Genomic DNA, 24,341 nt, shown 5'->3' on the forward strand with positions numbered 1-24,341 from the left:
TGTCTCACACCGCTGGTTTGCCTGACTGGATATCGCCGGCAGCGGGTCCATTGCTTTCGCCGCCGGTCTGGAACTTGTCCGGCCGCAGCTTGAACAGGATCAGCACCGGCGCCGCAATATAAATCGACGAGAAAGTGCCGACAGCAACGCCGAAAAGCAGCACGAAGGTGAAGGCACGGATCACCTCGCCGCCGAAGATGTAGAGCGCGAAGAGCGCCAGGAGCGTCGTCGCGGACGTCAGAATGGTACGAGATAGTGTCTGATTGATGGAGGCGTCGATCAGGATCGGCAGCGGCATCTGCGAATAGCGCTTCAGGTTTTCGCGCATGCGGTCGTAGACGACGACCGTGTCGTTCAGCGAATAACCGACAATGGTCAGGATCGCAGCGATGCCGGTCATGTTGAATTCCATGCCGGTCAGCACGAAAAGACCGAGCGTCAGAATGACATCGTGGAGCGTCGCGATGATCGCGCCGATCGCAAACTGCCATTCGAAACGCACCCATATGTAGATGAGAATTGCTGCCAGCGCCGCCAAAACGGCAAGGGATGCGGTGGTGGTGATTTCACCCGATACGGCGGGACCGACCACCTCGACGCGTGAGAAATTATAGTCCTTGCCCAATTCCTCCCGCACGAGGGATACGGCGGATTGTTCGGCATTTTCACCACCCTCCTGTGCGTGGACGCGAATCACGGCGCCGAGGCGATCGGCAAGCCGCTCGACGCGCACATCGCCGGGAATGACGGCTTCGAGGCGCGATTGAATATCCGCCACGTCGGCAACACCCTGCTTGGCGCGGACCTCGATGATCGATCCGCCGGCAAAATCGATGCCGAGATGCATGCCGACCGTCGCGAAGGCGACAAGCGTGATGACAGACAGAGCCGCCGATACCGTGAAGGTGTAACGGCGGATGCCCATAAAGCGGATATTGGCATTGTCGAAAACTCCGCTCCGCACGCCGACCAGCAACGTGCGCGGCTTGCGACGCGATATCCACATATTCACCAGCGACCGCGTAACGAAGCAGGAGGCGAAGAACGTGGTGAAGACGCCGACCATGAGGGTGGCAGCAAAGCCGCGAACCGCACCTGTGCTCGCATAGAAGAGAATCGCTGCGACGATGAGCACCGTCAGATTGGCGTCGGCCACTGTCGCGGCCGCCCGGTTGAAGCCATGCCGTAAGGCATCGACGAGCAGATGGGTTTTCTTTTCCTCCTCGCGCACCCGCTCATAGACCAGCACCAGCGCATCGAGGCCGATGCCGATGATCAGGACGATGGCGGCAACACCCGGAAGCGTCAGCGTGATGCCGAGCAACCCCATGGCCGCGATCACCATGACGATGTTGATGAGGAGCGCGATGGTCGCGATGATCCCGAGCAGACGATAGAAGCCGATCATCAGGGCCGCGACGAATATGCCGGCTGCGATGCAGGCTATCACGCCATAGCGTGCGGCCTCGCCGCCGAGGCCCGGTTGGATGGTCCGCTCCTCGACCGTCGTCAATGTTGCCGGCAGCGGCCCGCTTTTGATCATGACGGTCAGATCCTGCGCGCCCTGAACAGTGAAATCTCCGGGAACATCGATCTCGCCGGTGGCGATAACCGTCTTCAGGGAAGCCGCGGAGATGACCTGATCATCGAGAACGACGACGGTGATCTTGCCGAGATTGCTTGCGGTCGATTGCGCGAAGCGATGGGTAGCTTCCGGCGTCAGCTTGACGGAGACCGTCCCCTCGCCGCTCTGGTCGTTAGTGACGGAAACCGCGTTGGAAAAATCGACGTTCGAAAGCAGAGGTTGCCTCTGCACGAGATAGCCGACCGGCGGGTCATCTTCGGAAAACAGCACGTCCGATCCGGCGGGCGGATGATTATCCATCGCATCCTGTACCGTCATCGATGGATCGACGAGGCGGAAGCTGAGCTTGGCGGGCTGCCCGAGGAGATTCTTCAGCCGCTGTGCATCGGCGAGATCAGGCACCTGCACGACAATGCGATCGGCGCCCTGCCTGCGGATCTGAGGTTCCCCTACTCCAAGCTGCGCGATGCGGGCGCGGATGACCTTAATCGAGCGCGCGATTGCCGAGGTAACGTGGCGATCGATATCCGCGTCGGTGATATCGAGCGTCATCGCGCCGTTTTCGCCCTGCGACAGAGCGACCGCCTGCTTGTCGGAGCCGGTCGTCAGCGGCTGCAATGCCGTCAGAGCGGCTTGAACCTGTGCGGGATCATTGATGCGAAGCTGGATCTTGCGGCCGGTGCCAGTGAGGCCGGAATAAGCGACATTGACAGTGCGCAACCGTGTTGCGATATCGCCGACAATGGTTTCCAGGCGATCCTTCTCGACATCGCCTCGCTCCATCTTCAACAGAAGATGAGAACCCCCGCGAAGATCGAGCCCGAGCTCGATCTTTCGATGCGCCCATGCGGGCAACGATGAAAGCGAGCGCTCGCCGAGCAGATTGGGAACGGCCAGAAGCACGCTCAAGAGAACGACGAACCAGATCAGGGCGGTCTTCCACCAGGAGACGTGCAACATCGCTCTCTCGAGTTAGGGCTTCCCTACCGCGCCCCGCTTTCAAAAGAAAATGCAACGGGCGCAGTAACATCTTGAATTTGTGCACAATCCTTCAAGAAAGTCGATGACGATTTTCGAGAATGCGCGGGCGGCGGCGAGCGCCGCTTCAGCCAAGCGCCTTACGCGGCATCCGCCTTGACCGGCTCACCCTTGACGCGAACTTCTGAAATGGCGCTGCGGACGACGCGGATGCGCACACCTTCGGCGATCTCGACTTCCAGTTCCTTTTCGTCGATGACCTTGGTGACCTTGCCGACGATGCCGCTGGTGACGATCTGATCGCCGCGACGGATGTTCTTCAGGATCTCGTCACGCTTCTTCGCCTGTGCGCGCTGCGGCCGGATGAGAAGGAAATACCAAACGACCATCAGCGGCACAAACAGGATGATCATTTCAAAGCCGGATCCGCCGAACATGCCTGCGGCCGAATCTGTCGCGCTCTGCGCATATGCGTTGGTGATAAACATCGAGAACTCCCTTGAACTCCGAGCGGGAACAGGCCCCGCCTCAGGTGGCCGGAATATAGTTACGCGCATGGCGATTGCAACAAAAACAGCCGCCAACCGTACCGTTTTCCCGGTCTGTTAGCCTTTCAGCCCCCAAAGGAGCATGATACCCGGCAAGACAGCGCGCATTTTACGACTTTCTTGTTCAATATTCAGGAGGAAACGGTGACTGAAGACCAAAACGCCCTGATCCTTGCCGAGGTCCGCCGCCTTGCCGACGCTGTCGAACGCCTCGCCGGGCCGGCTCCGGCCGTCAACGACTGGAATGCCGCCGATTGTTTCGTCTGGGTTCCAGTCCGGCTCCACCTGCAGCCGGTTCCCCGCCCGAACCGCGTGGCGCTCACCCTCATTCGCGGCGTCGACCATGTACGCGACATCCTGCATGAAAATACCTTGCGTTTCGCCGACGGCTTTGCCGCCAACAACGTGCTGCTCTGGGGCGCGCGCGGGATGGGCAAATCATCGCTGGTCAAGGCCGTGCACGAGGACGTGCGCCGCTCGACCGGCGTTTCGCTGAAGCTGATCGAGGTGCATCGCGAGGACATCTCGTCGCTGCCCGTGCTGCTCGATATCCTGAAAGCCGCACCGCATCGCATCATCATCTTCTGCGACGACCTCTCCTTCGATCACGACGACACAGCCTATAAATCGCTGAAGGCGGCGCTGGATGGCGGCGTCGAGGGACGGCCGGACAATGTGGTGTTTTACGCAACATCCAACCGCCGCCACCTCCTGCCACGTCATATGATGGAAAACGAACAGTCGACGGCGATCAATCCCTCCGAGGCCGTGGAAGAGAAGGTTTCACTCTCCGACCGTTTCGGGCTCTGGCTCGGCTTTCACAAGTGCAGCCAGGAAGATTATCTGCAGATGATCGACGCCTATGCCGATCATTTCAAGCTCGGCCTCGAGCGCGCGCAAATGCATCATGAAGCCCTTGAATGGGCAACGACCCGCGGCGCCCGCTCCGGCCGCGTCGCGTGGCAATATATCCAGGATCTCGCCGGGCGCCAGCGTATCGTGCTGGAACGGGATTGATCTTCAATCAACTAGGCCATGAACGACAAAAAGCCCGGCGTTGACCGGGCTTTTTGCAGAGTCCTTGAGACGCACTATCTATTCAAGGAACGTCATTGGGTTGACCGGGGCCGAATTCTTGCGGACTTCGAAGTGCAGCTGCGGCTGGCTGACATTGCCGCTCATGCCGGAGGTTGCCAGCGTCTGGCCGCGCTGAACCTTCTGGCCGCGGGTAACGCTGAGCGCATCGGCATGGCCGTAGACGGTGACGGTACCGTCGTCGTGACGAACCAGAACCGTGTTGCCGAGCTCCTTCAGGCCGTTGCCGGCATAGATGACGACACCGTTTTCGGCGGCCTTGACCGGCGTGCCCTCGGGAACGGAGATGTCGATACCATCATTGCGGCTGCCGTTGACGTTGGAGCCGTAGCCGGCAACCACGGCACCGCGAACCGGCCAGCGATACTTGCCGATGCCGGTTGCTTCCGGCGCATCGGCCTGCGCATCCGACTTGGCCGCGTCGTTGATGGACTGGCTCGGGGAAGCGGAGGCAACCGCCTGCGGCTTGGCATCGGCTGCGGTATCCGCATGAGCGACAGCCTTGGGGGCCTGTTTTGCGATCGGTTCGGCGGCCACCTGCTTCGGTTCCGCGACCGGCACGGCACCGGGCTTGGCCGAAACCTTCTGCGGTTCGATGGAAGCGGTCTTGACCGGATCTGCAGCGGCAACGGCGCCGTGCGGCAAGGCAAGCGCCTGACCGATGCGAATGCTGTCGCCGGCCTGCATATTGTTCGCACGCTTCAGTTCGGCGACGGTGACACCGCTCTCCTTTGCGATGCGAGCGAGCGAATCGCCCGGCTTGACCACGTAGGTGCCGGTGCCCTTCGGGGTCGGACCCTTGCCATTTCCGGCGGCAAGCTTGTTGGGATCGGCAAGGCCGGCCTGGGATTTGCCGCGCATCTGGTTGCCGGAAGGCAGTGCGAGGGCTTCCTGCTGCGGCGCCTTGGCCGGAGCCGGCATCTTGCCGCCCTTGGAAAGATCCGTCGCTTCGGACGCCATCTTGGCCGGGCTTGAGGCACCAGCGCCATTCATAGTCGGAATGATGATCTGCTGACCGGGCTGAGCACCCGCACTGTTACGCAGGCCGTTGGCGCGCAGAATTTCCTTTTCCGGAACGCCGTAGCGGCGCGACAGAAGCGCAACGCTTTCGCCCTGGCGCAGCGTCACGCTTGGCGCGTTGACGGTGGTCCAGCCCGGAGACATTTCAGGCGCGGCGGCCGTCTTGATCGTGCCGGTCGACATTGCGTCGGGTGCGAGAGCCGGTGCCGGGCGAGAGCCGTTATTGTTATGCGACGCCGGGAACGGCTGAGCAAGCGCTTCGCTTTCGGCGCGCGAACCACCACGGGGACGCGCCGCACTGGCGGAGGCGCCGGGAGGAGCAAGTTCGGTGCGCTGAATTGCAACGGGTGCGGTGGATGCACGCGCGCTGGAGTAGGACGGATTATAGCGAGCCGGCGAGTTCGGGTAGGGTTGCGATACCGGCGCGCTCTGCTGCGAATAATCCTGCTGACCGTAACCGCCGGCCTGCGCGACATCGGCGCGCGGCACCGGATCGCCATTCGGACCATTCAAACCGCGCCGGTTGATCGAACCGGTCGTCACATTGTCGGTCTTATTGAAGAGCCCGCTGAACCGGGTCGTGTCTGAGCTACAAGCCGTCGCGGTGCTCGCCAGAAGAATGGCCACCAGGACTTTCCCTGCCGATTTACCGAAATTCGAAGAAAGACTGAAACCCATGACTCGACCCACTTGAGACGCAACCGATTATGGGTCGATTAAAGCGCGTTAATCTTACCATGCGGTTAAAGCACTGGTGCGGCATGTGTTTTTTTGAGGAATTGCTAACCATAGAGGATGAAACGGCGCCGAGACGCCTTGTTTCACAGGCATTATCCCGAATTGAGCCTCAAAGATAAGAGGCAAGCATCGGCACGATGGGCTGATAGGGAACATCGAACAGCTCTTCGCGCTCGAAGCGGCTGCCGGTCTTCGTCAGCCGCACCAGGCGGCAAACATCGTCCGATACCATCAGCGGCGCGATCATCGATCCGCCCGATACCAGCTGCTCGGCATAGAAGCGCGGCATGGTCGGAAATGCGGAGGTGACCAGGATGCGGTCGAAGGTGCCCTCGCCCGGCAAGCCGGCGCTGCCATCTGCCTGACGGATGACGACATTGCGCAGCCCGAGGGTATCCATGCGCTGCTGCGCCGAGGTCGTCAGCGTCCTGTAGCGGTCGATCGTCAGAACACGCTCCACGATTCGCCCCATGACGGCGGCGGTGAAACCGCTTCCCGTTCCGATTTCGAGAACGCGGTGCCCCGGCTTGATCTTCAGGCTGTGGAGAATGCGCACGACCAGATCGATGCCCTCCATGAAGGAACCGCAATCGATCGGAATCGTGCGGCTGGAATAGGCATCATCGGAAAATTGCGGCGGCACGAAAGGTAGGCGCGGCGTCTGCTCGACCGCCGTCATCAGATCGATATCCAATATGCCTTCCGCCCGCAGCCGCAGAACCACGGCCGCAAAGCCTTCCTTTTCCACCAAACGAGGTGTCAATCCGCTACTCCATACCGAGCGCCCGCGCCACGCGGTCTTGCGCCGAATAATCCGTCAGATCGAGTTTCAAAGGCGTTACCGAAATACGATTTTGTTTCAACGCCTGAATATCGGTTCCCGGACGGAAGATACCATTGCGTTCGCCGAAGCGAAGCCAATAATAAGGGAAGCCGCGACCGTCGGCCCGCTCCTCGACCTGCACATTGAAGGCGAGATTGCCCTGCGCCGTCACTTCCGCTCCCGCCACGTCATCGGGGCGGCAGTTCGGAAAGTTGAGATTGAGGAAGGTACCGTCCGGCAGATCGACATCCATGAGCCTGCCGAGCAAGGCCGGCGCATGCGTCTCGGCCACATCCCAGGGCACGACACGCGCGCCGTTTTCATAGACATAGGCCTGGCTCAGCGCGAAGGAGCGCACGCCCTGCAGCGTGCCTTCGATCGCGCCGGCTATGGTTCCGGAATAGGTCACGTCATCGGCCACATTCGAGCCGGAATTGACGCCCGAAAGCACCAGATCCGGCTTGCCGTCCATAACCTGCCGGATCGCCATGATGACGCAATCGGTCGGCGTTCCCCTGAGCGCAAAGTGCTTGTCGGAGACCTTGCGCATGCGCAACGGCTCGGAAAGGCTCAGCGAATGGGCAAGGCCGCTCTGATCCGTCTCGGGCGCGACAACCCATACATCATCAGACAAAGTGCGGGCGATACGCTCCAACGCCGCCAGTCCTTCGGCGTGAATGCCGTCATCGTTGGTCAGAAGAATACGCATCGCCCCACCGTTCGATTATGCCGCTTTCTCGATCCTCTTCACACCACCCATATATGGCAGCAGTGCGTCCGGAACAGTGACGGACCCGTCGGCATTGAGATAATTCTCGAGAACGGCAATCAGGCAGCGGCCGACCGCCGTGCCGGAACCGTTCAGCGTATGAACGAACCTAGTACCCTTATCGTCCTTGCCGCGATAGCGTGCATTCATGCGCCGGGCCTGGAAATCACCGCAGACCGAGCAGGACGAGATCTCGCGATAGGTATCCTGCCCTGGCAGCCAGACTTCGAGGTCATAGGTCTTGCGCGCGCCAAAACCCATGTCGCCGGTCGAGAGCGTCATGACACGATAGTGCAGGCCAAGGCGCTTCAGCACCTCCTCGGCGCAGGCCGTCATCCGCTCATGCTCGGCGATGGAGCTTTCAGCATCGGTGATCGATACAAGCTCGCACTTCCAGAACTGATGCTGGCGCAGCATGCCGCGCGTATCGCGACCGGCGGAACCGGCCTCCGAGCGGAAGGACGGCGTCAGCGCCGTGAAACGCAGAGGAAGCTTCTCCTGATCAAGGATGTCGCCGGAAACGAGATTGGTAAGCGAAACCTCCGCCGTCGGGATCAGCCAGCGACCATCCGTGGTCCTGAAGGAATCCTCGGTAAATTTCGGCAGCTGGCCGGTTCCGAACATCGCCTCGTCGCGCACCAGCAGCGGTGCGCTGACTTCGGTATAACCATGCTCGCTGGTGTGCAGATCGAGCATGAACTGACCCAGCGCCCGCTCAAGGCGCGCGAGTTGCGAGGTCAGCACGGTGAAGCGCGAACCGGAAAGCTTGGCGGCACGCTCGAAATCCATGTAGCCGAGGGCTTCGCCGATATCGAAGTGCTCCTTCGGTTCGTGGTTCCAGGTCGGCTTGGCACCCCAGACATGCTTGACGACGTTGTCATGCTCGTCCTTGCCGACCGGCACATCCTCGAGCGGGATGTTGGGAATGCGAGACAACGCGTCGTGGAGCCCGGCCGTCAGCGTGCGCTCTTCCTCTTCCGCAGCCGGAAGCGAGGTCTTGATGTCGGCGACTTCGGCCTTCAGCTTCTCTGCAAGCTCGCTGTTCTTCTGCGCCATCGCCGCGCCGATTTCCTTCGAAGCGGCGTTGCGGCGGGATTGCATATCCTGGACGGACTGGATGACGGAGCGGCGCTTCTCGTCGAGCGCGATGAGGCTTTGCGACAGAGGCTCCGCACCGCGCTTGGCAAGCGCGGCATCCAGAGCCTCGGCGTTCTCACGAATCCATCTGATATCAAGCATCTTCGTTCCAGGTCGTTTGACATAAGTACAACTCCGACCGAGGTCTCGGTCGGAGGTCGAAACGGCAATGGCTGGGAAACGAGGCTAAGCCTTCCTTGCCTAGACGTTATCCGTCTTGGTGATCTCGGAAGTCCCGCCAGTCTCGTCAAGCGCTTGCCGGTTACGCTGGCGTTCCACGAGTCGCGCCGCGTAGATGGAAATCTCGTAGAGAAGGATCGTGGGCAGTGCAAGGCCGATCTGGGACATCGGATCCGGCGGCGTCAGCACTGCAGCGACGATAAAAGCGAAAACGATCGCGAACTTGCGCTTCTCGGCCAGCCAGGAGGAGGTCAGCAAGCCGACGCGCGCCAGCAGCGTGGTGATGACGGGCAGCTGGAAGACGAGGCCGAAGGAAAAGACCAGCGTCATGATGAGGCTCAGATATTCCGAGACCTTCGGCAGCAGCGCGATGCCCACCTGACCATCGGCCGGCGCCTGCTGCATCTTCAGGAAGAACCACATCACCATCGGCGTGAAGAAAAAGTAGACGAGCGCCGCGCCCATCAGGAACAGGATCGGAGATGCGATGAGGAACGGCAGAAAGGCGGAACGCTCGTTCTTGTAGAGACCCGGCGCCACGAACTTATAAATCTGCGCGGCGATGATCGGGAATGAAATCACCAGGGCGCCGAACATCGCGACTTTCACCTGGGTGAAGAAGAATTCCTGCGGGGCCGTATAGATCAGCTCGGCCTTGGAGAGATCGAGATGAGCCCATTCGACCGCCCATTTATAGGGATAGACCAGATAGTTGAAGAGATGCTTTGCCACTGCAAAGCATCCGATGAAGGCAATGAAGAAGGCCACGATCGACCAGATCAGCCGCGTTCGCAATTCCATAAGGTGTTCGATAAGCGGCTGCGGCTTATCATCGATATCACCCGTCATGCCTGGTCCTTCTTCTTGGGCGTTTTAGGCGTCGCCTTGCTGGCTACAGCACGCGCCCTGGGAGCGGGAGGCGTCTTTGCTACAGCGGCGGTCGCAACCTTGCGCGGGGCACGCTTCGGTTTTTCCGTAACGACGGGCGTCTGGACAACGGCGGCCGCGACATCGTCAACCTTGGCAACCGTCTTCGCACGCGGCTTGCGCACGGCCTTCGGCTTTTCGACGGCTTTGCCTGCGGCGACCTCACTGGCAACGGCGGATGGCTGCGGAGCGGGAGCGGTCACCAGCGGCGAATTGCTCGGCGTGGCCGTAGCCGCAAGCGCTTCCGGCAAACCAGCCGAAACGCCGGGCACCGGTTCGGCTGGCAAAGGAGTCGAGGTTGCGGCGGCCTGATCCGGCGTTGCCGCGCGCTGCAGATCGGCCTTTATCTCATTGCCCATCTCGCGCAGCGGGTTCATCGCCTCCCGCAGCGCGTTGACCGGATTGAGCTTCTGGGCATCGGCAATCGTCTGGCGCACATCGCCCAGCTCCGCCTCGCGCATGGCCTCATCGAACTGAGCGCGAAATTCGCCAGCGACTTTCCTCGCGCGAGCCGTCATCTTGCCGATGGTCCGCAATGTCGACGGCAACTCCTTGGGGCCAATCACCACCAAGGCCACGACGCCAATAACCACAAGCTCGGACCAGCCTATATCGAACATGCAAAGGCTCCTGGGCTAACGGCAAGCCTTTCAGCTTGCGGCCTGCCCGACATGATTACTTCGTTTCGTCAGCCTTGTGCTCGACCGTACGGGACGTCGTCGTCGCGGATGTCGACGTATCCTCGTCGTCGTTCATGCCCTTCTTGAAGCTCTTGATGCCCTTGGCGACATCACCCATCAGCTCCGGGATCTTTCCACGGCCGAACAACAAAAGCGCGATGGCCAGGACGATGAGCCAGTGCCATATGCTTAGAGAACCCATTGCTTTAACTCCCAATTACAGTGTCTTCCCGATGTAAGACGTTTGCGGATGTTTTTCAAACAACAAAATGCAGTGCATCCACGCATATCAGGATGATGAACGTCCATGCAGGCGACCAAACGTCTCCAAATCGAGAGGATGATTTTCATATTCGCATCCGCTGATGGCAAAAGCGAGACTTGGCCGGCAGTTTAGCGAAAATCCGCCGATAGAATTACGACCCCATTTCACAGGTCGTTCCTGGAGGGCCATTCCCGGTGAGACCGTGGCAGGCAACCGATGGAGTCAGTCGCCGGAGCTTGCGCCGCTGGGCGGCAGGATCCCTAGCTCTTCTAGATCCATCTGGGTAATCGGATCCTCGTCCTCGGTCAGCTCGTCGTTCATCAAGGGCGACGGGATGTTGAAATTGGCCGGAATCCGACCTGACAGCAGCCCTGCCCCCTTCAACTCTTCGAGACCGGGCAGATCGCGCAGCTCCTCCAGGCCGAAATGGTCGAGGAAATCGCGCGTCGTGCCGAGCGTGACCGGCCGCCCCGGCGTCCGGCGGCGGCCACGAAAGCGAACCCAGCCGGCCTCCATCAGCACGTCGAGCGTGCCCCTGGATGTCTGCACGCCCCTGATATCTTCGATTTCGGCGCGCGTCACCGGCTGGTGATAGGCGATGATGGCCAGCACCTCCAGCGCGGCGCGCGACAGCTTGCGCACCTCGCTCTCGTCGCGCCGGATCACGAAGGAAAGATCCGCAGCCGTACGGAAGGCCCAGGCTCCATCCACCTGAACAAGATTGACGCCACGCATGGCGTAATCGGCCTTGAGCTTCCGCATGACGGCGGGGATATCGACGCCGCGCGCCACGCGCTCGGCGATGAAGGCCTCCGAGACCGGCTGTGCCGAGGCGAAAACCAGCGCTTCAGCGATCCGCTCTGCCTCGCTCAACCGGCGCTCGTCGATCTCAAGCGTTTCCGCCTCGGGTTCCATGTGCTCGTCGTCCGGCTCGTTCACGCTCGTCCCTGTCCTATTCCGCTGCTTCCAGCGACGAATGCTTCGGCCCGCGCCGCATATAGAGCGGCTGAAACGCGCCTTCCTGGCGAATTTCCAGCTGACCCTCGCGCACCAGTTCGAGCGAAGCCGCAAACGCGCTGGCGATGGCCGTTACGCGCTCGCTGGCCGTCGTCATATAGCTCAGCAGGTAATGTTCCAATGCCGTCCAATCGGTGATCTCACCAATCATGCGGTCGAGAATGACGCGGGCATCGGCGAGCGACCAGACGCTGCGCTTCTCGATCGTCACCTGGGTCACAGCCTGACGCTGGCGCAGGCCGGCATAGGCCGTCAGAAGATCATAGAGGCTGGCATCGAAGGCGGATTGGCGCCGATCGGGAATATGTTCCGGTGCGCCGCGCGCGAAGAAATCCCGGCCGAGACGATTGCGATTGACGAGGTCGGTTGCCGCGTCGCGCATGGCCTCCAGGCGCTTCAGGCGGAAGGCGAGCGTCGCCGCCATCTCCTCGCCCGTCGGGCCGTCTTCCTTGATTTGCTGCGGGATCAGCAGCTTGGATTTCAGATAGGCGAGCCATGCGGCCATGACGAGGTAATCGGCCGCGAGTTCGATGCGAATGCGCCGGGCACGTTCGATGAACTGGAGATATTGCTCGGCAAGCGCCAGAACGGAAATGCGGGACAGATCGACCTTCTGGGTGCGCGCCAGGTGCAGCAGGAGATCAAGCGGCCCTTCGAAACCTGCAAGGTCGACGACCAGAGCCGGCTCATGCAAGCCGCGCTGCGCCTCGCCCTCCTGCCAGAGCTTGTCCATCGGCGTTGCCGCCTGCTGAAGCTTTTCCGTGCCGCTCACCTTGTCACCGTCCATTCCTCGAAGCCCGGTTTACGCCACCGCGAACATCGCGTCGAATTCTGCGCGGACCGCAGCTTCGTCGGCACCGTCGCTTTTTCCGAATGCCGCTTCGACCGCCTTGACCCTTGCCAGCGATGCGCCCGCCGGCGCGGGAACATTGCGCACGACCTGCCGCATCTCGTCCATGACGCCATTGCAATGCAGCACGATATCGCATCCGCCCGCAATAATATTTGCCGCACGCTCGCCGATCGTACCCTTGAGGGCGTTCATCGAGGTATCGTCCGACAGGAGCAGCCCCTGGAAGCCGATATGACCGCGGATGATCTCCTCGATCACCTTGCGCGATGTCGTGGCGGGGTTCTCCGGATCGATATCGGTGAAGACGACATGGCATGTCATCGCCATCAGCTCGTCCTTGAGCGCTACGAAGGGCGCGAAGTCATGCGCCTCGAGCTCGGCGCGCGGTACCGAGACGACGGGCAGTTCGTGATGCGAATCCGCAAAGCCGCGCCCATGACCGGGCATGTGCTTCATGACGGGCAGCACACCACCCGCTTTCAGACCTTCCGCCGCCGCACGCCCCATCTCGGTCACCGTCACCGGATCGCCGCCATAAGCGCGATTGCCGATGACATTGCTCGATCCCTCCACAGGCACGTCCAGCACCGGCAGGCAATCGACATTGATCCCGAACTTCAGCAAATCGAAGGCATGCAGCCTCGACATCAGCCAGGCGGCACGCAGGCCACGCTCGCGATCCTGACGGTAGATATCACCGAGCGCCTGCCCCGAGGGGTAATGCGGCAGGATCGGCGGGCGGATGCGCTGCACCCTGCCCCCCTCCTGATCGATAAAAACCGGAGCATCGCGCCCGACGCTGTCACGCAGGGACGCAACGAGATCGGTGATCTGCGCCGGCTCGGAAATATTGCGTCCGAATAGGATAAAACCCCATGGCTGCTCCCCCTGATAGAAGGAACGCTCTTCGGGCGTGATGGAGTGGCCGCTACAGCCAAGGATCATGGATTTCGATTCGGTCATGTCCGAATCATAAGGCTTGCGCCGGGAAATGCGAGTGACGTCAAGCGGAGATACACAAGAACAGCACATTTCAAACGAAAACGGCGAGCCGAGGCCCGCCGTTTTCAGAAGTTTCGTATCAGATCCTTACTTCGAGATCAGGCAGGTACCACCAGCGGCGCGATAGCGCGTGCAGATGGCCGCGGCCTCGTCCTTCGAGCCGGCGACGACGCGGACGCGATAGTAAGTGCCCTTGCCGGCGATGTCGGCCTTGCGGATCTCAAGCGGATGATTGCCGATGACGCTGGCGAACTTGACCTTGAGGTTCGCCTGCGACTTCTGCGCGTCGGCTTCCGTCGGCAGGGATGCGATCTGAACGCCATATGCGCCGCCGCTCGCCGCCGATGTCGCAGCCGGAGCTGCCGCCGCCGGGCTTGCCGATGCGACCTGCTTCGGCTGCGCCTTGGGCTGAGCTTCCGGGGCCGGAGCGGCTGTATTGGCCTTGGCGGCCGGCTCGGGACGCGCCGTCGGAACCGGGTTCGTCTTGACGACGCGGATCGGCGTGCTTTCGGCGCTGGCAGTATCGCTGCTATCGGGCTGGGCTGCCGTCGGGGTATTTGCCTGAGACGGGCGCGGATTGGCCGCTGCGACCTGATTGTTCGCCGGCTTGGCGACAGCGATCGTCGTCGTATCGACGGCCGGCTCGTCACGCGGAACCAGCGAGCCATCCGGCTTGACGATCATCGTACGGACCTTGCGCGGCGAGACGGCCGGGACCTGATCGTCGCCATTGGCGGCGACATTGGTGTTTCCGCCGTTCTGGTCGGGCAACAGGCGCGGATCTTCGGTTTCGCCGACCGGCGTCGAGGTGACCTGCTCGGCGCTGCCGTCATCCGGAGAAACCGCTTCCGGGATCAGGGTCTTCTGCACGACATCGACAGGCTGCTCGTTCGAAGAGACGAGCGCCTTCTGCTTCGGCGCAGCGGTGCTGTCGCCCGCGACGCGGTCGTACACGGCCTTGTCCTGATTCGGGACCACGGTGCCGCCCGGATTTTCCGGAGCGACCTTTACCGGGTCGCTGTCGGCGGTGATCACGCGCGGCTCGCCGGAGAGGCTGGAGATCGGCGCACCGTGGCGTACCCAGCTATAGGCGCCATAGGCACCAACACCGAGAACCGCGATAATGGCAGCGGCGGTCGCCATGCCGCGCACCGAGCGCACAGGGCGGCGCCCACCCGCGGCCGGGTTCAGTGTCATTCTGGCGACGTTCTCGACGGGGCTGGACGCTTCGCGGTAGCTGCGGCGGAAGTCTTCCTCCAACGCGCGCTCGAACTCGTCGAATTCCTCGATCGGCTGCTTGGCGACGGCAGCGGCAGGCTGGGCGGCTGCGTTCTTCGACCAGGAAGCCGCAACGGCGGCACCGCCAAAGGCAGTGGCAGCCGACTTGGTCGGCTCGGGTGCCGCCTCCTTGGCCGGAGCACCGAGAAGACTCGCCATCTCGGAATCGAGATCGAAATCATATTCCGGCGCAACGGCGACCGGCTCTTCGGGCTCGATCGGCGGTAGGTGCGGAACGTGCGAGCCTTCGAAGGTCTCGACACGATCCTCTGTCTCGGCGATCTCAGTCGGATCGAAAGGCAATGCCTGTTCTGCCTCGAACACCGGGGCTGGCTTGTGCGCGGCAGGTGTAACCGACGCCGTGGCCTGTACCGGCTGCGGCGCTACAACGGCAGCCACAGGAGCGACCGGCGCCGGCATAACCGGCGTTGCGCGGGAGATGATCGGCTCCACAGCCGGGGCCGGTTGGGCGCTGGAGGATTTGTCGGCTTCGGCGAAATCGAGACCGGCAAGTTCCATTTCGATATCGGCAAGATCGAATTCGAATTCCTGACCGGCAAACGGATCTTCCGCATCAAAGGCGATCGGCTTCGGCTCTTCACGCGACGGTGCGGCCGCAGAAGCAGCCGATGCTATCGAATGTTCGTCAAACGAAACGCTGAAATCGTCAAAGGCCGGTTCTGCTGGCGTCGCGGTCCTGGAAGGGACCGGGTATCGATTTACATCGGCCAGCAGGGCATCGATCTCCGCTGCAAGCGCGGCGGGATCGGCCTTGGCGATCTTTGGCGGCTCGGGCGCCCTGAAGACGGCCGGAGCCGGCTGAGACGCTACGGGCTGCGAAGCCGGTTCCTGGACCTTGAAAGGTTCGACAGGGCCAAGCTGCTCAAAATCCGGCACCTCGTCGAACATTGCCTCGACGGGCGGCGCAACGGAAGGCAATGCGGCCGGCGCCGGCTGCTCGCGCGGCGCAACCGGGGTTGCGAGCGTGAAATTGGCTATCGGCAGCCGCATCGTGGCAGCAGCGGATTGCGGTGTCTTGGCGACCGGAGCTGCCGCCGGCGGTTCGACGGGCGCGGCTTTCGGCGCCGGCTGCAGAGCAGGCGCAATCGACATCTCCAGCTCGTCGATCAGGTCACGAGCGCCGATCGTCGGCTTGACGGGAGCGGCGACCTGCTGAGCAGGCTCTTCAAATTTCGGCTCGACCCGCACCGGCTCGACGGGCACCGGCGCCTCAGCCTGGATCGGGGGAGATACCGGCTCCGTCGGAACGGAAATGTCATTTGCCGGACTCATTCGCGGCGTATCGTACCGCTCGAATTCGCGAAGAAGCTCGTCTTCGAGATTGAAGGCAGGCTCCTGCCGTTGAGCCGCAGGAGTTGCCTGAGCAGCGGGGCGCGGCTCAAAACCTACGATACGCGCGAGTTCTGCGAGCGGATCATCATCCGCAAAGAACTCGTCGTTTCCGCTTGCGCGATACGCCAACTGTTTTTCTGCCATCACCCGTTCCACTCGCAAACACTACAGTTAATGCCAGCGCAATGTGGGTAAATGGTGACGTTTATCGCATTTCGTCCGGTGCTGCGGTCCCGGTTATACCAAGACCCGACTTCAAAACCGACGCGACAGCGTACACCAGCCCAAGTCTGGCAATGCTCAATTCTCGGTTCTTATCGTTAACAAAACGTAATTCAGGTAAATCTTTACCTTTATTCCAGTGTCCATGGAAGGAACTTGCTAGATCGTAAAGGTAAAATGCGATGCGATGCGGCTCTTGCGACTGCGCTGCAGCTTCGATGATTCGCGGGAACTCCGCAATCTTGGCGACAAGCTGCAGTTCGGCCGGATCGGAGATGGCGCCGGCAACAGCCTTTGACAGATCGAGCGAGGCGATATCGAGATCCGGGAAGGCCTCCTTGGCCTGACGGAAGACCGACATGCAGCGGGCATGCGCATATTGCACGTAGAAGACCGGATTGTCCTTGGACTGCTCGGTGACCTTGGCAAAATCGAAGTCCAGTGGTTCGGAATTCTTCCGGTAGAGCATCATGAAGCGCACCGAATCGCGGCCCACTTCATCGACGACCTCGCGCAGCGTGACGAAATCGCCCGAGCGCTTCGACATCTTCACCGGCTCGCCGTCGCGATACAGCTTGACCAGCTGGCACAAGAGCACGGTCAGCTTCGCCGCGCCATCGGAAACGCCGCGCGCGACCGCTTCCAGGCGTTTGACGTAGCCGCCATGGTCGGCGCCGAGAATATAGATCATCTCGTTGAAGCCGCGGTCGAACTTGTTCTTGAAATAGGCGACATCGGCGGCAAAATACGTATAGGAGCCGTCCGACTTGATCAGCGGGCGGTCGATATCGTCGCCCACCTCCGTCGAACGGAAGAGCGTCTGCTCGCGATCCTCCCAATCCTCCGGTAGCTGTCCCTTCGGCGGCGGCAGCGCGCCCTTGTAGACATAGCCCTTGAAGGTCAGGTCGTTGATCGCGGTGCGGATCAGTGCAGCGCCATTGGCATGCAGTGTGCGTTCGGAAAAGAATACGCTGTGTTTGACGTTCAGCGCCTCCAGGTCTTCCTTGATCATCGCCATCATCGCGTCGATGGCGCGATCCTTGATAATGGGAAGCCATTGGTCCTCAGGCATGCCACGCAGCTTGGTACCGAATTCCTTGGCGAGCGCCTCGCCGACGGGAACCAGGTAATCGCCGGGATAGAGACCGGCCGGGATCTCGCCCACCTGTTCGCCAAGCGCTTCGCGATACCGAATGAAGACGGAGCGCGCCAGCACGTCGATCTGCGAACCGGCATCGTTGACGTAATATTCCTTGGTAACCTCATAGCCGGAGAAGGCCAGCAGGTTTGCCAGCGCATCACCGACGACGGCGCCGCGGCAATGACCGACATGCATCGGCCCGGTCGGGTTAGCCGAAACATATTCGACATTGACCTTCTGCCCCCCGCCGAGATTCGAGCGGCCGAATTTCTCGCCCTCGGAGATCATCGTCGCCAGCAGCCGCTGCCAATAGCCGACCGAAAGGCGGATATTGATGAAGCCCGGACCAGCAACCGAGACTTCGGCGACATCGGCGTCTTCCTTCAGCTTGGAGACGATAATCTCGGCGAGCGCACGCGGATTCGTGCCCAGCGGCTTGGACAGCACCATGGCCGCATTGGTGGCGACATCGCCATGGCTGGCGTCTCGCGGCGGCTCCACGCCGATACGTCCGAAGTCAAGTTCCGATCGCTTTTCCCTCACAATATCAATTTGCTCGAGAGCGTTCTTAATTCTTACTTCGAAGTCGGTGAAAAGGTTCATGATATCGCCCACGCATAGCTTGATCAGGCCGCTATCGGCCCGACGCCGCCGCTGCCTACCGCAAATCGGGAGTCTGGTCAAACAGACGCTTGTGGGCGCTGATGGCGTATGTGTCCGTCATGCCGGCCAGATAATCGCCGACATGCCTTGCCTTGGGAGCAATCGCAAGTCCGGCGATATGATCCACCCAGTAATGGCTCTGCATCTCCTTGGGATTTTCCATATAGGCGTGGAAGAGGTCCGTTACGATCTGCGCCGCGCCGGCCCGGATGCGCATGATATCGGGGTGACGATAGATGCGCTTGAACAGCATCTGCTTGATCAGCTTGTCGGTTTCCGCCATCTCCGCCGAGAAGGTCGCGACGATGCGTCCAGCGGCACGGATATCGGCGACGTTGCCCGGCTTGATTTCGGCAAGCGCCCGCTGGGAGACCGCAATGACATCCTCGACCATGCGGGTGATCTGCCGGCGCATGATCTCGTGCGTGAAACGGCTCGGCTCCAGATGCGGATAGCGCGCCCTCACCTCGGCCATCAGCCCCGCGAGAAACGGCACCTCCTCCAGCATGTCGAAAGTCAGATAGCCCGAGCGCAGCCCGTCGTCGATGTCATGGGTGTTATAGGCAATATCGTCCGCAATCGCGGCGACCTGCGCCTCCAGGCTGGCAAAGGACGCAATTTGGAGATCATGGATCTCGCAATAGTCGAGGATCGGCTGCGGCACCGGCCCGCTAATGCCCTTGCCGTCTGTTGTCATCAGCGGGCCGTTGTGTTTGACCAGCCCTTCGAGCGTTTCCCAGGTGAGATTGAGCCCGTCGAAATCGGCATAGCGGCGCTCGAGTTTCGTCACGATGCGTAGCGACTGCGCGTTGTGATCGAAGCCGCCATAGGGCAGCAGCATCTCGTGCAGCGCATCCTCGCCGGTATGACCGAAAGGCGTGTGGCCGAAATCGTGAACCAGCGCCACGCCTTCCGCCAGGTCTTCATCCAGCTTCAAGGCACGCGCTAAGGCGCGCGCGATCTGCGCCACCTCGATCGTATGCGTCAGCCGGGTGCGGTAATGGTCGCCGTCCTGGGCGATGAAGACCTGCGTCTTGTGCTTCAAGCGCCGGAAAGCGGTCGCGTGGACGATACGGTCGCGATCGCGCTGGAATTCGGAGCGCGTCGGGCTCGATCCCTCGTCGTAGAGCCTTCCGCGCGATGCCCAGGGGTCCGTCGCATAGACCGCCTTCTCACCATATCCAAAACCCAGTGCATGCGTATCGATCGTCATATCAATCCATTCCGGCATTTGGCCCCCGCACCATTACAGATGCGAAGGTCGTTTCATCATAACCGACGAAGGCGTTGCCTGCAGATCGGAATATACGATCCCGTCGCCAAGCGTGACCCATTGACGCCGCATTGCGGCCTTCATACCTATAGACAAGAAAACAGCAAAATGGCGTGTGGCTCAACCACGAAACCAGAGCTGTCACCGGCCTGACTTTCATGATAAAGGCTATGGATATCAGCCGTTTGAAAGTGCGACGGCCTATTTGGTTCTCTCCGGATCTTGACCCCGGCAGGAGGAAAGCATGACTGAGACTAACGTTACCCTATCGGATGCCGCGGCGAAGCGAATCGCCGCGATCGTCGGCGCGGAGACGGGCAAGCACGCACTTCGCGTTGCCGTCGAAGGCGGCGGCTGTTCCGGCTTTTCCTATAAATTCGATCTCGTCGAAGGCCCGGAAGACGATGATATCGTTGTCGAAAAGGACAACGCCACCGTACTGATCGACCAGATGTCGCTGGTCTATATGGCCGGTTCCGAGATCGATTTCGTCGACAACCTGCTCGGCCAATCCTTCCAGATCAAGAATCCGAATGCGGTTGCAAGCTGCGGCTGCGGCACGAGTTTCTCGATCTGAGGCTTCCTCTTTTTCCACAGTTTGATCGCCGGTCCGGAGCCATCGCTTCGGGCCGGCTTTCATATGGGCTGTAGTCAAGCCGGTCAGCTGCGGATACAACGAGGCGAAGCAAAGGAACGAGCTACCCATGAAAATCGCCACCTGGAACATCAACGGTGTCAAAGCGCGTATCGAGAACCTCTGCCAGTGGCTGAAGGATTCGAGCCCGGACATCGTCTGCCTGCAGGAGATCAAGACGGTCGACGAAGGTTTTCCGCGGCTGGAGGTGGAGGCGCTCGGCTATCATGTTGAGACCCACGGGCAGAAAGGCTTCAATGGTGTCGCCATTCTCTCCAAGATCAAGCCGGATGAAGTGACGCGGGGTCTACCCGGCGGCGACGGCGACGAACAGTCCCGCTTTATGGAAGCAGTGTTTTCCGTGCAAGGGCATGGCGCTCTGCGCGTCTGCTGCCTCTATCTGCCGAACGGCAATCCGGTCGATACCGAGAAATATCCCTACAAGCTCGCCTGGATGGAACGCCTGCGCAAATTTGCGGCGGATCGCCTCGCGCTCGAGGAGCCTCTCGTGCTTGCCGGTGACTACAATGTCATTCCGGAGCCGCATGATTGCTTCGATCCGAAGGTTTGGGAGAGCGATGCGCTGTTCCTGCCGCAAACGCGTCAATCCTTCCGCCAGCTCGAACATCTCGGCTTTACGGATGCGGTGCGGGCGACGACGGATGCCGTGAAGCTTTACTCATTCTGGGATTACCAGGCCGGCGCCTGGCCGAAGAACAACGGCATCCGGATCGATCACCTGATGCTCTCGCCGGAGGCGGCCGATCGCCTTACCGCGACGGCAATCGAAAAGCATGTGCGCGCCTGGGAAAAGCCTTCCGACCATGTCCCGGTCATCGCGCACCTCGATTTCGGCAATTAAACGTCAGCCCGAAACAAGGCAGTTCGGCAACTGCCCGGCAACGGGCAGTTAAGGCGGCAATCAATCGGAGCCGGCGACGTCAAGCTGATGAGCCATGGAGACCGCCACGCGACGGTCGTTCTCATTGGCAACAGAGAATGCCTGCTCCTGCAGATCTTCCATCCAGCTGCAGTCCTTCGGCTTGCACTTGTCCAATGCCGCGGTCATGAAGGCGAGACCTCGGACGGATTGACCTTCCTGGAACAGGATATTGCCGAAGACCGCCATGGCGCCCGGATGGCCGCTCTTGCGTGCCTGGTTCAGCCACTTCTTGGCCTGCTGCACATTGGTGGCGCCGCCCTCGCCCGTCAGCATCATCTGCGCGAGCTGGAACTGCGCCTCGGGAACGCCGAAGGTGGATGCAACCTGGAAATAAAGCTGGCGAGCCTGGTTGAGATCGATCTTGACCGGGCTGTTGGTAATGCCGGTCTTGTAGTAGCTGGCGAGAGCGAGCAGCGCGTTGATAAAGAAGCCGGTGTCTTCAGAGCCGGGCTCCACGCCCTGCTGGGCGATCTCGCTATAAATCTTGAAAGCTTCGAAATCGTTCTGCGTCACACCGTCGCCGTCGGCATACATGTTGGCGAGAGCCCAGCGCGACCCGGTATGGCCCTTTTCGGCGGCATAGCGATAGGCTTCGACCGCTTCTTCCTTCTGCCCGTTCTTGTAGGCCTTGAAGCCGAACTTGAAGAGATCGAACGGACCCGATTCCTTGGTGACACCGGCAGTGATATCGAATGCCTTGGCTTGACCCGCCAGCGCCACTGCCGTGGCAAGGGACAGGCTGAGCATCATGACTCTCGCTGATATGAACTCGGACTTAAACATAACAGTCGATTTCTTTCGCTCCATTCGGGCCTATGACGGCGCTTGCATGAACGCCGTCAGATTCGCGAATGTTTTCCCTGATGGCGCATGAGACTGAATCATCCTTTGCAAAGACGGTTCCCATGGCATTCAACCGAGGCTGTTTGCCACAATTGCGAGCATAGCTTGCAATTATGTCCAAACCAGCATTTGTGCGGCCGTTATCGTATCCCATCACAGAACCCGCGCTCCCGTTCGCTTGCCGAGGAGTGACATCGAACGTCGTCAGGCTGACGCCTTCCCTTGGTGGGCAAAGACTTTTCCCCTGCATCGGAAGCGTCATGGCTCCGATCCCGGATCGTTGCTTATGCCAAAGTGGAAGCTCACCCATCGATCGTTTACGCACTTTCTACAAGGCTAACCCCTGTGCCCACGTAATCGCTGCTCCCCATTTGTGGCGGGAAATGGACAAATTGTAATCTGATCACGTGGCTGCAATGTCTTGAAATAGAGTGTTGCTAATTCGTCACAAAGATTTTACCGATCTTGTAACTTCCTTAACCATAAATCCGGCAAGGAGGCCGGTTTGGCGCTCCGATCCGTCCGCGCGCGGCAAAAAAACGCCGCGGGACTTGTACAAGTCCGCGACGCTCTCAATGAGATGAAGTGATAGATGATAAGTTCGTCAATCCAATGACTTATTGTCAGAAGCTGACTTTTACCGACGTCTGAAGAGCGGCGACCAAGTCATTGCCGAAGCTGTAGCTCGCGTCATCGCCGTAGACGATGCCGCCGCGAGTGACCGGTCCGGATTTGCCTGATGTCATCAGACCAAGCGCGCCGCCGAAGTTGAACTGAACGTGCTCCGTCGCCTTGTAGGCAACACCTGCACCGAGCGTCCACGTATCCGAGTTCATGCCATAGCCATCGCTCGTACCACGATCCCAGCTCAGGCTGATGGCGCCGCTCCACTTGTCATTGAACTTGTGTCCGACACCGCCCGTGATGGTCCAGCCGTCGCGATACAGCAAGTCAAGCGACGTCAGCTGCGTCGGCCCGCCGGTCCGGCAGGAGGCGACGCCACGGGTCGAGGTCGGGCAAAGGGCGATGCTTTGCAAGAGGCTCCAATTCGTCCATTTGACCGAACCGAATGCCAGCCAGTCCGGCGCGATGCCGCTCTGCACCTTCCATTCCAGCGAGTCCGGAGCGTCGGCCGAGCCGAAGACCGAGGTAGCCGCGCCGAAGAACGGCCGAATCGGCGGCAGCTCGGTCAGATCGACACTGCCCTTGAGATTGTCGTATTTGACCCGGCTGTTGTAGACGAGGCTCGTGCGGAAGGCATATTCCGGGATTTCATAGGCCAGACCGGCGCGCCAGCCCCAGCCGTGACCATCGACATCAAGCGAGCCGACGCCATCGTAGACGGAGGAAAGCGGAGCCGGGATGGCCGAGACAAGGCGTGACTTGAAACCACTGACTTCCTGATAGAAGCCGCCACCGATAACGCGAAATTCGCCCGGGCCTGCATCGAATTTGTAGGAGCAGGTCGCCCCATAATTGTTCGTGCGGACCTTGACCTCGATTTCGTTGTTGGCACCGGCCCAGTTCTGGCCTTCGTTGAGATGCCCGCCGAATGGCTGGGAATAATCGGCCATGCAGTCGATGTTGTCGGTGATGCCGATCTTGAAGGCGGCATAAGGCATTGCATAATTTTCCGAGGCATCGGTCGAGTGGCTTCGGTTATTGAGATTGCCGTCGCTCGGATCGGTGTCTTTCGCGTTCTTCAACTTGCGGTCGGGCATGACATAGGTAACGCCGGACTCGAAGACATAACGACCCTTGTCGAAGAGCAAGTCGATGTCATAACCGGAACGGTCGAGACCGCCCGCAAAGGCCGCACTCGCAAAAGACGTACCGATGATGAATGAAACTGCGCTCCTCAACGCAATAGAAAATGCCATTGTAACTCCCCCACGTGTGCATTCGCTTTTTCGATTGTTGCGACGATCACTTGAATTGGCAATGCGGCCTACAAGGGCTGAAACCCAGTAAAAGAGTGATTGATTTACGTAAGAAAACGAACTACGCCGCGCAAAAACCGTGCGATTAGGTAAATTTTTTCTTTTTAATGTCATTTTCTTCCCCGGTTAGATTTTTATTCTTCTTTGCAACAATTCCGTTACAATATGACAACAGTTCTGCTTTTCGCGAGTGCCTAGCAGATTTAGGTGTAATATGTTTCGCCTGTGCGAAACTGACGATGAATCAGGGTGTAAAGCCCGTTGATCGATATCGAATCGAAGAAGAAAGCAAGAAAGGCACGCGGCTAACGCCGCGTGCCTTTCACCATTCTCAAAAGCAGGTCGCGCAAAAACAAGTTGCGGTTTTGCGATCAGGACATGTGCAGGATCAGGAACTTAGAGCGCACCTGAAAGATTGCGATGCGCTTTAGTTC

Annotated in this window: 22 protein-coding genes; 4 read left to right on the plus strand and 18 right to left on the minus strand. The window is 60.3% G+C overall.

Annotated features, from left to right (window positions below):
* Positions 1-4: 4 nt before the first annotated feature.
* Positions 5-2,545 carry a protein translocase subunit SecDF gene (secDF, locus tag HGP12_RS03235; RefSeq protein ID WP_168839086.1) on the minus strand — a complete coding sequence of 847 codons (2,541 nt, stop codon included), beginning with the start codon at positions 2,543-2,545 and terminating at the stop codon, positions 5-7.
* Between the two features lie 158 nt (positions 2,546-2,703).
* On the minus strand, positions 2,704-3,051 hold the full coding sequence (yajC, locus tag HGP12_RS03240) for a preprotein translocase subunit YajC (protein ID WP_149637551.1): 348 nt from the start codon (positions 3,049-3,051) through the stop codon (positions 2,704-2,706).
* 204 nt (positions 3,052-3,255) lie between these two features.
* Between yajC and HGP12_RS03245 the strand changes: the two genes are divergently transcribed.
* Entirely contained in the window at positions 3,256-4,128 is an 873-nt protein-coding gene (locus HGP12_RS03245) for an ATP-binding protein (RefSeq protein ID WP_168839087.1), read from the plus strand.
* A gap of 78 nt (positions 4,129-4,206) precedes the next feature.
* Here HGP12_RS03245 and HGP12_RS03250 read toward each other — a convergent pair whose 3' ends face one another.
* The 13 genes from HGP12_RS03250 to HGP12_RS03310 form a co-directional block, all read right to left on the minus strand.
* Entirely contained in the window at positions 4,207-5,904 is a 1,698-nt protein-coding gene (locus HGP12_RS03250) for a peptidoglycan DD-metalloendopeptidase family protein (RefSeq protein ID WP_168839088.1), read from the minus strand.
* 169 nt (positions 5,905-6,073) lie between these two features.
* Positions 6,074-6,727, minus strand: coding sequence for a protein-L-isoaspartate(D-aspartate) O-methyltransferase (locus tag HGP12_RS03255; protein WP_168839089.1), 654 nt, complete (start codon positions 6,725-6,727; stop codon positions 6,074-6,076).
* A gap of 4 nt (positions 6,728-6,731) precedes the next feature.
* Positions 6,732-7,496, minus strand: coding sequence for a 5'/3'-nucleotidase SurE (gene surE / locus HGP12_RS03260; RefSeq protein WP_168839090.1), 765 nt, complete (start codon positions 7,494-7,496; stop codon positions 6,732-6,734).
* Between the two features lie 15 nt (positions 7,497-7,511).
* The gene (serS, locus tag HGP12_RS03265) at positions 7,512-8,795 is read right to left on the minus strand and encodes a serine--tRNA ligase (protein WP_168839091.1); all 1,284 of its coding nucleotides are present in this window, start codon (positions 8,793-8,795) and stop codon (positions 7,512-7,514) included.
* Between the two features lie 99 nt (positions 8,796-8,894).
* Positions 8,895-9,722 (minus strand): twin-arginine translocase subunit TatC, encoded by an 828-nt coding sequence (tatC, locus tag HGP12_RS03270; RefSeq protein ID WP_168839092.1) that lies wholly within the window; start codon positions 9,720-9,722, stop codon positions 8,895-8,897.
* Positions 9,719-10,420, minus strand: coding sequence for a Sec-independent protein translocase protein TatB (gene tatB, locus HGP12_RS03275; protein ID WP_168839093.1), 702 nt, complete (start codon positions 10,418-10,420; stop codon positions 9,719-9,721). The genes tatC and tatB overlap by 4 nt, the downstream gene beginning before the upstream one ends.
* Before the next feature lie 55 nt (positions 10,421-10,475).
* Entirely contained in the window at positions 10,476-10,682 is a 207-nt protein-coding gene (locus tag HGP12_RS03280; protein ID WP_015339687.1) for a twin-arginine translocase TatA/TatE family subunit, read from the minus strand.
* Positions 10,683-10,967: 285 nt separating this feature from the next.
* Entirely contained in the window at positions 10,968-11,660 is a 693-nt protein-coding gene (scpB, locus tag HGP12_RS03285) for an SMC-Scp complex subunit ScpB (protein WP_168839184.1), read from the minus strand.
* 37 nt (positions 11,661-11,697) lie between these two features.
* On the minus strand, positions 11,698-12,549 hold the full coding sequence (locus HGP12_RS03290) for a ScpA family protein (RefSeq protein ID WP_168839094.1): 852 nt from the start codon (positions 12,547-12,549) through the stop codon (positions 11,698-11,700).
* A 15-nt stretch (positions 12,550-12,564) separates the two neighbouring features.
* Positions 12,565-13,578, minus strand: a complete 1,014-nt coding sequence (gene nagZ, locus HGP12_RS03295) for a beta-N-acetylhexosaminidase (protein ID WP_168839095.1) — start codon at positions 13,576-13,578, stop codon at positions 12,565-12,567.
* A 126-nt stretch (positions 13,579-13,704) separates the two neighbouring features.
* Positions 13,705-16,392 (minus strand): SPOR domain-containing protein, encoded by a 2,688-nt coding sequence (locus HGP12_RS03300; protein WP_168878675.1) that lies wholly within the window; start codon positions 16,390-16,392, stop codon positions 13,705-13,707.
* A 61-nt stretch (positions 16,393-16,453) separates the two neighbouring features.
* On the minus strand, positions 16,454-18,214 hold the full coding sequence (gene argS / locus HGP12_RS03305; RefSeq protein ID WP_168839097.1) for an arginine--tRNA ligase: 1,761 nt from the start codon (positions 18,212-18,214) through the stop codon (positions 16,454-16,456).
* 55 nt (positions 18,215-18,269) lie between these two features.
* Positions 18,270-19,487 carry a deoxyguanosinetriphosphate triphosphohydrolase gene (locus HGP12_RS03310; protein WP_168839098.1) on the minus strand — a complete coding sequence of 406 codons (1,218 nt, stop codon included), beginning with the start codon at positions 19,485-19,487 and terminating at the stop codon, positions 18,270-18,272.
* Positions 19,488-19,791: 304 nt separating this feature from the next.
* Between HGP12_RS03310 and erpA the strand changes: the two genes are divergently transcribed.
* The gene (erpA, locus tag HGP12_RS03315) at positions 19,792-20,124 is read left to right on the plus strand and encodes an iron-sulfur cluster insertion protein ErpA (RefSeq protein WP_168839099.1); all 333 of its coding nucleotides are present in this window, start codon (positions 19,792-19,794) and stop codon (positions 20,122-20,124) included.
* Between the two features lie 127 nt (positions 20,125-20,251).
* The gene (xth, locus tag HGP12_RS03320) at positions 20,252-21,043 is read left to right on the plus strand and encodes an exodeoxyribonuclease III (protein WP_168839100.1); all 792 of its coding nucleotides are present in this window, start codon (positions 20,252-20,254) and stop codon (positions 21,041-21,043) included.
* Between the two features lie 60 nt (positions 21,044-21,103).
* On the opposite strand, the gene exoR is transcribed toward xth, so the two are convergent.
* From exoR to HGP12_RS03335, 3 genes are all read right to left on the minus strand, one after another.
* On the minus strand, positions 21,104-21,907 hold the full coding sequence (gene exoR / locus HGP12_RS03325) for an exopolysaccharide production regulator ExoR (protein WP_168839101.1): 804 nt from the start codon (positions 21,905-21,907) through the stop codon (positions 21,104-21,106).
* Positions 21,900-22,229 carry a hypothetical protein gene (locus HGP12_RS03330; protein ID WP_168839102.1) on the minus strand — a complete coding sequence of 110 codons (330 nt, stop codon included), beginning with the start codon at positions 22,227-22,229 and terminating at the stop codon, positions 21,900-21,902. The genes exoR and HGP12_RS03330 overlap by 8 nt, the downstream gene beginning before the upstream one ends.
* Positions 22,230-22,590: 361 nt before the next feature.
* Positions 22,591-23,847 carry an OmpP1/FadL family transporter gene (locus tag HGP12_RS03335; protein WP_168839103.1) on the minus strand — a complete coding sequence of 419 codons (1,257 nt, stop codon included), beginning with the start codon at positions 23,845-23,847 and terminating at the stop codon, positions 22,591-22,593.
* 299 nt (positions 23,848-24,146) lie between these two features.
* Between HGP12_RS03335 and HGP12_RS03340 the strand changes: the two genes are divergently transcribed.
* Entirely contained in the window at positions 24,147-24,338 is a 192-nt protein-coding gene (locus HGP12_RS03340) for a hypothetical protein (RefSeq protein ID WP_168839104.1), read from the plus strand.
* Positions 24,339-24,341: the final 3 nt, after the last annotated feature.

This window comes from Rhizobium sp. P28RR-XV, from assembly GCF_012641385.1.
In the GTDB taxonomy this organism is placed as follows: Bacteria; Pseudomonadota; Alphaproteobacteria; order Rhizobiales; family Rhizobiaceae; genus Rhizobium.

Bases quoted from the DNA above. Each gene is read 5' to 3' on its own strand.
- secDF (WP_168839086.1), bottom strand. From the start codon at position 2,545: ATGTTGCACGTCTCCTGGTGGAAGACCGCCCTGATCTGGTTCGTCGTT.
- yajC (WP_149637551.1), bottom strand. From the start codon at position 3,051: ATGTTTATCACCAACGCATATGCGCAGAGCGCGACAGATTCGGCCGCA.
- HGP12_RS03250 (WP_168839088.1), bottom strand. From the start codon at position 5,904: ATGGGTTTCAGTCTTTCTTCGAATTTCGGTAAATCGGCAGGGAAAGTC.
- surE (WP_168839090.1), bottom strand. From the start codon at position 7,496: ATGCGTATTCTTCTGACCAACGATGACGGCATTCACGCCGAAGGACTG.
- serS (WP_168839091.1), bottom strand. From the start codon at position 8,795: ATGCTTGATATCAGATGGATTCGTGAGAACGCCGAGGCTCTGGATGCC.
- tatC (WP_168839092.1), bottom strand. From the start codon at position 9,722: ATGACGGGTGATATCGATGATAAGCCGCAGCCGCTTATCGAACACCTT.
- tatB (WP_168839093.1), bottom strand. From the start codon at position 10,420: ATGTTCGATATAGGCTGGTCCGAGCTTGTGGTTATTGGCGTCGTGGCC.
- HGP12_RS03280 (WP_015339687.1), bottom strand. From the start codon at position 10,682: ATGGGTTCTCTAAGCATATGGCACTGGCTCATCGTCCTGGCCATCGCG.
- scpB (WP_168839184.1), bottom strand. From the start codon at position 11,660: ATGGAACCCGAGGCGGAAACGCTTGAGATCGACGAGCGCCGGTTGAGC.
- HGP12_RS03290 (WP_168839094.1), bottom strand. From the start codon at position 12,549: ATGGACGGTGACAAGGTGAGCGGCACGGAAAAGCTTCAGCAGGCGGCA.
- nagZ (WP_168839095.1), bottom strand. From the start codon at position 13,578: ATGACCGAATCGAAATCCATGATCCTTGGCTGTAGCGGCCACTCCATC.
- HGP12_RS03300 (WP_168878675.1), bottom strand. From the start codon at position 16,392: ATGGCAGAAAAACAGTTGGCGTATCGCGCAAGCGGAAACGACGAGTTC.
- argS (WP_168839097.1), bottom strand. From the start codon at position 18,214: ATGAACCTTTTCACCGACTTCGAAGTAAGAATTAAGAACGCTCTCGAG.
- HGP12_RS03310 (WP_168839098.1), bottom strand. From the start codon at position 19,487: ATGACGATCGATACGCATGCACTGGGTTTTGGATATGGTGAGAAGGCG.
- erpA (WP_168839099.1), top strand. From the start codon at position 19,792: ATGACTGAGACTAACGTTACCCTATCGGATGCCGCGGCGAAGCGAATC.
- xth (WP_168839100.1), top strand. From the start codon at position 20,252: ATGAAAATCGCCACCTGGAACATCAACGGTGTCAAAGCGCGTATCGAG.
- exoR (WP_168839101.1), bottom strand. From the start codon at position 21,907: ATGTTTAAGTCCGAGTTCATATCAGCGAGAGTCATGATGCTCAGCCTG.
- HGP12_RS03330 (WP_168839102.1), bottom strand. From the start codon at position 22,229: ATGACGCTTCCGATGCAGGGGAAAAGTCTTTGCCCACCAAGGGAAGGC.
- HGP12_RS03335 (WP_168839103.1), bottom strand. From the start codon at position 23,847: ATGGCATTTTCTATTGCGTTGAGGAGCGCAGTTTCATTCATCATCGGT.
- HGP12_RS03340 (WP_168839104.1), top strand. From the start codon at position 24,147: ATGAATCAGGGTGTAAAGCCCGTTGATCGATATCGAATCGAAGAAGAA.